A 6165-nucleotide genomic window follows, 5' to 3' on the forward strand; every position below is an offset into this window, starting at 1 on the left:
TATTGTATGGATATAATAATGAGTTGTGACCGTCCACAAATTTAGTTCAATTATGGTAAAGTAGCATGAGAGAGTAGTTAAATAAGAAAGGGTTTTTTAAATGAGCAAAACACTAGTATTAGCTGAAAAACCTTCTGTCGGAAGAGATATTGCTAGAGTGCTGAACTGTAATAAAAAAGGCAATGGCTTCCTTGAAGGATCTAATTATATTGTGACATGGGCACTTGGGCATTTAGTTACCCTGGCTGACCCGGAAGTTTATGATGAAAAATTAAAAACATGGCGCTTAGACGATTTACCAATGCTCCCCTCGCAACTAAAGCTAGTTGTAATCAAAAAGTCCGGCAAGCAATTCAGCACAGTGAAAACACAAATGAACAGAAATGATGTGCAGGATATTGTAATTGCGACTGATGCTGGACGTGAAGGTGAATTGGTTGCTAGATGGATCATCGAAAAAGCACGTGTTAAAAAGCCAGTGAAGCGATTGTGGATTTCATCTGTCACAGATAAAGCAATTCGTGATGGGTTCAAGCAACTTAAGCCTGGAGGAAAGTATGAGAATTTATATGCCTCTGCAGTAGCTCGATCTGAGGCTGACTGGTATGTCGGTTTGAATGCAACTCGTGCGTTGACAACTAAATTTAATGCGCAGCTATCCACTGGACGAGTGCAGACGCCGACACTTGCAATGATTGCAGCCAGAGAGAAAGAAATTCGGGAATTCCAGCCACAGAAGTTTTATGGAATTGAAGCAAAAACATCAAACGGCGTTACACTAACATGGCAGGATGCAAAAAATAACGGTCGGATTTTTTCCAAAGAAAAGGCCAATACATTACACAATCAGTTGAAAAACAAACCTGCAAAAGTGGTAAACGTTCATAAATCCTATAAGAAAAAATATGCACCACAGTTGTATGATTTGACGGAACTGCAGCGTGATGCAAACCGCATCTTTGGATATTCCGGAAAGCAAACATTATCCCTGATGCAGAAACTATATGAACAGCATAAGGTACTCACGTATCCACGTACCGATTCAAGAGTTATCTCGACTGATATTGTTCCAACATTGAAAGAGCGCGTTAAGGCATGTGGTGTTGATGAGTATGCACGATTTGCCAATAAAGTGTTAAAGCGCGAATGGAAGTTGCCAAAATCCGTTGTTGATGATACAAAAGTTTCCGATCACCATGCAATCATCCCTACTGAACAATCGGTTATTTTAAGTGAATTGAATGATAAAGAACGTAAAATTTATGACCTTGTTGTTAAGCGGTTTTTAGCGGTACTGGCTGATCCATATGAATACGAACAAACTACAATTGATGTGCATATTGAAAATGAACGTTTTTCCACTAAAGGAAACATCGTTAAGAAATTAGGATGGAAAGAAATTTATAAGGAAAATAATACTTCAGAGACTCAGTTACCAGCTATCCAACAAGGAGAATTATTTTCAAATGTTAAAATTATGCAGACGAATGGTGAGACAAAACCGCCCGAGCGCTTCACAGAAGGCGGATTACTTCAGGCAATGGAAAATCCTGTCCGTTATATGAGCTCTGATGAGAAGCACTTAGCAAAGACAATTAGCCAAGTTGGCGGTCTTGGAACAGTTGCGACACGAGCCGATATTATTGAAAAGCTATTTAATAATCAGTTGATGGAAATGCGTGGAAAACATATTTTTATAACTTCAAAAGGTCGACAGCTGCTTGATCTTGTCCCTGAAGACCTGCAATCACCAGCTCTTACAGCAGAATGGGAGAATAAACTTGGCCAGATTGCTGAAGGTAAGCTTGATAAAGATCGTTTCATCAAAGAAATGAAGAGCTATGCCCGTGAAGTTGTCCAACAAATAAAAAACAGTGATGAAACGTTCAAGCATGATAATATGACAGGGACGAAATGTCCTGACTGTGGAAAATTAATGCTGGAAATTAAGAATAAGAATGGACGTATGCTCGTCTGTCAAGATCGCTCATGCGGACACAAAAAGAATATTGCCAAGCACACCAATGCCAGATGTCCAAATTGTCATAAGCGTTTAGAGCTTCGTGGTGAAGGTGAAGGGAAAATGTTCATTTGTAAATGTGGTCACCGAGAAAAATTATCAGCTTTCAATAAGCGAAAAGAAAAAGAGAAGAAGCATAAAGTCTCTAAAAAAGATGTGAATAAATACTTGAAAAAGCAGGACGACGATGGTTTTAAAAATAATGCACTGGCAGATGCGTTGTCCAAGTTAAAAGAATAAGTTTTCTTTAAGAGGCTGGGACAAAAAGTGTTTTAGTCAAAGTGAAATCCGAACTTTGTTCAAAATTCTTGAAATAGAATTTGAGTTAGTTCGGTTTTATTTAGCAGTTAAGAAACTAAAACTACTTTTTACTGCATAAGTGCAACTATGACATTCACCAAAAGGCTAGGTGAATGTCTAGTTTTCTAATGTTGCTGTTTAGATATAAAATACGAACTCAACCAGTTCTCATAACCCCATGAGTGAACGTTTCATGCTATTTGGACTGCGTTCGCGTTCTCATAACCTTAATGAAGACACATTACAAGCAATTTAAACAACATTCGTGCTCTCATAACCTTGATGAAGACACATTACAAGCACTTTAAACAACGTTCGCGTTCTCATAACCTTGATGAAGACACATTACAAGTAAATTAAACAGCATTCGGGTTCTCATAATCTTAATGATTGAGCCCGTGGCTAGTAGATTGCGAAAGTGATAGCTTGAGCTGATGTTGCATTGGTACCGGTGTGGTACAAAAGAAAGATTTCACTGTATCGCATTTTATATCATCTTCGTATTAAATCAACCATTGAAAATGAACGTTCTAAACATCCTATCCTGTTATTATCTTTCTTTACTGTGGAAAGTCTTAGTTATTTTCCTGTCTCTTATATTACTAATCGTTTCTCTACTGGATTTGGTGGCATTATTTTTGGAATTTAATTTTTAGCAGAGAAGAAAGAATAAATCCTTTCTCATTGCATAAGTACAATCAGGGCTTATCTATATTAGGGTTTGGCGAAAACCCCAGTTGTTTTATAATAAATAATGCCACTTATTTCAGATGACTTACGATTATAGGAGTGAGCCCCCTCATATAAGAAATTGAGTGGGACTAAACCTTTTTTTCTATTCATACTTTTCTAAACTTATGGTAAACTTGTATGCAAGCTTAGAAGTTATATTTCTATAGCTATTTAAAAGCATTTATTAAATATTTTTTGGGGGGAAGAAACATGTCAGATAACGAAGAATTGGAAAAAGCAACTGGAGACAGAACGATACAAAAACTGGACTTTAGACTCGGGGCAGTCGGGGCAGCTATACCTTTATTATTTTTCGTAGTTTGGGCTATTTCGATTAGTGTACTAAAGCTATCGTCCGAAGTTGGGCTAGTTATGGGTGCCGTTATTGGTCTAACTCTTGGTTTACTTTTTTGTAAAAGTAAATGGGAAGATTATGCCCAGGGTTTATTTGATGGGCTAGCACAGCCAGTTGGTGTTATTGCAATGGTAGCATGGTTTTATGCTGGTATGTTCGCACAGGTGTTACAAGCTGGCGGACTAGTAGAAGGTCTTGTATGGATCGGAGCTATTACTGGCCTTACTGGTGGTTTATTCGTTGCATTAACCTTTCTATTGGCAGCAACATTCTCAACTGCTGTTGGTACCGGGTACGGAACTACAGTTGCATTCTGTACGTTGATGTATCCAGCCGGAGTTGCCGTAGGGGCAGATCCTGTATTCATGTTTGCAGCAATTTTAGCTGGAGCGGTATTTGGTGATAACCTTGCACCAGTATCTGATACGACAATCGTATCGGCAACAACACAGGATGCTGATGTACCTGGGGTTGTGCGTAGCCGTTTTAAATATGCGGTTGTAGCGGCAGTGCCGGCAGTTATTCTATTTGCAATCTTTGGCGGTGGTGGTCAAACACAGGCTGATCAGGGTGCACTTGATGCCATGATTGAATCGACTACCCCTGGTGGGCTTATTATGCTCGCTCCGTTTGCACTTGTACTTATATTAGCTTTATCTGGTCATCATCTACTAACATCGTTAACATGGGGAATTATCTCAGCTATTCCACTTATTGTTCTAGCAGGATTAGGAACATTTGGTGATATAATTAGTTTTAATCCTGATTCAAGTACTATTGTTGAGGGTGCATTGGTAAGCGGGTTGACTGGCTATTTTAATATGGCAATCCTTATCCTGTTAATTGTAGCCGCAGCTCACTTGTTAAAATTAGGTGGAACAATGGAAGCAATAACGAAGGGCTTAATTAAGTGGATTAAAAATTCTGTCCGTAGAGCCGAGGTTGCTATTTGGGGTATTGTTGCATTATTAAATAGTGCTATTACAATTAATACTGCAGCAGAGATTGCAGCTGCACCATTTGTTAAAGAATTAGGAACAAAATATCAAATTCACCGTTACCGTATGGCTAATATGCTTGATGCAGTAACTTCTGCATTAGGATATATCTTTCCTTGGGGTGCGCCAGTGTTATTGGGCTGGTCTACCATTAAAACAATGCAGGGTCAGTATGATTGGCTGCCTATCGTTGAGCCGACTGCTGTGTTCCCGTTTGTTTTCCAAGGCTGGTTCTTGGTAATCGTGATGCTTATTGCTGCACTAACCGGATGGGGACTTCGTTTCCAAGGGGAAAATGGGGAAGAACTAAAAGAAAGACCTCGTAATTAAATTTATAATAACTAGTAGAATGAAGAACTTAACCGTTCTTCATTCTTTTTTGAGCAGTTAGAGCGTAGTTGAGCCGGCTTGGTAGACATTAGCGATAGCTTAGTATATACCGCCTTGATATCTGGAGTGGTTCATAGCAATTAAGTATCTTTTTGGAGTGCTTAGTTTAAAAGATGGAAGGAAATTATAATAAGGTTTTGTTCGCAATTTATATCTTTTTCTGAACATCAATCTTTTAGAAGACAGCTTTAATTGATGATTTGAACCCTTCATTTCACGGGATATATATTTCACTCGAATTTATGTTTAATGTAGGAAGAAGGGGATTAGGAGAGAAAGAAGTATGAAGAAGGTAAACTATGAGGATATAAACATTCAAAAAATTGCAGTTCATCCATTGTATCAAATGATGAAAGTATATTTATATTTTGTTGATGGTGTACTTGTTGACACTGGTCCTAGTGTGCAGCGTAGAAATATCATTCGAGCGTTTAGGTCATGGGATGTTCGGCAGGTTGCTATAACACACTGTCATGAGGACCATGTTGGGATGTTACGGTGGGTTGCTAATAATTTTCCTGCGAATATTTATAGTCATACAACAGCAGTTCCTGCCTTAAGCAAACAAGTAAAAATACCTTGGTACCAAGGGTTATTCTCCAGTCATCAGTTTGAAAGTAAGGTAATCCCATACCCTGACAGTATCCGGACATCTAAGTTTGAGTTCCTTCCGATAGAAACTCCTGGTCATTCTTCAGATCATGTATGTCTCTTGGAACCGAATAGGGGATGGCTGTTTTCTGGTGATTTTTATATAACACCCTACCCAAAGGTATTTCTAAAGGGTGAGTCAATTGCTTCCTATATTGATTCACTGCAAAAGCTTAGTCATTACAATTTTAATACCGTACTTTGTGCTCATGAAGGTGTGGTTCCCAATGGGAAAGAAATGATGAAGCGGAAACTCGATTATTTACAATCCACTAGACATAAAGTAATCCAGTTACACCAAAAGGGATATACCGATAAGGAAATTATCAAATATATGTTTCCAGAAAAAGTTAAATTGGAGTTAATGTCTTTTGGTTCGTTCTCCCGTCTTAATTTCATACGATCGTGTTATCAAGAGACTGGGACATAATTAAAAATCTCTACTCTAAAGACGAATAATAACAGGATAAGTTGTTTAGAACGTCCATTATCAATGGTTGAACCTAATACGTAATTGATATAAACTGCGACGTACTATTTAAAAAGTTTGAGTGCTATGATGCCGCTACGGAAATACACTTTGCGCACCTAGGGCGGCTGATGAGCCTCCTTGCTCCTACGTCGCTGCGTAGTCTCATCTAGGCCTCAGCTCCCACAGGAGCATTCCTATTGGGGAGACGTCCCCCCCTCTTGAAACATAAAAAGGTCCTCCGTTAAGA

Annotated in this window: 3 protein-coding genes; all 3 read left to right on the top strand. The window is 38.7% G+C overall.

Annotation, left to right across the window (positions count from 1 at the left end):
- Positions 1-100 precede the first annotated feature (100 nt).
- Positions 101-2260, top strand: a complete 2160-nt coding sequence (locus J2Z82_RS17040) for a DNA topoisomerase III (protein WP_209482014.1) — start codon at positions 101-103, stop codon at positions 2258-2260.
- A 1002-nt stretch (positions 2261-3262) separates the two neighbouring features.
- On the top strand, positions 3263-4735 hold the full coding sequence (locus J2Z82_RS17045) for a Na+/H+ antiporter NhaC family protein (protein WP_209482015.1): 1473 nt from the start codon (positions 3263-3265) through the stop codon (positions 4733-4735).
- A gap of 343 nt (positions 4736-5078) precedes the next feature.
- Entirely contained in the window at positions 5079-5876 is a 798-nt protein-coding gene (locus J2Z82_RS17050) for an MBL fold metallo-hydrolase (protein WP_209482016.1), read from the top strand.
- The last annotated feature ends 289 nt before the right edge of the window (positions 5877-6165 follow it).

The organism is Virgibacillus litoralis (assembly GCF_017873675.1).
GTDB lineage: Bacteria > Bacillota > Bacilli > Bacillales > Amphibacillaceae > Lentibacillus > Lentibacillus litoralis.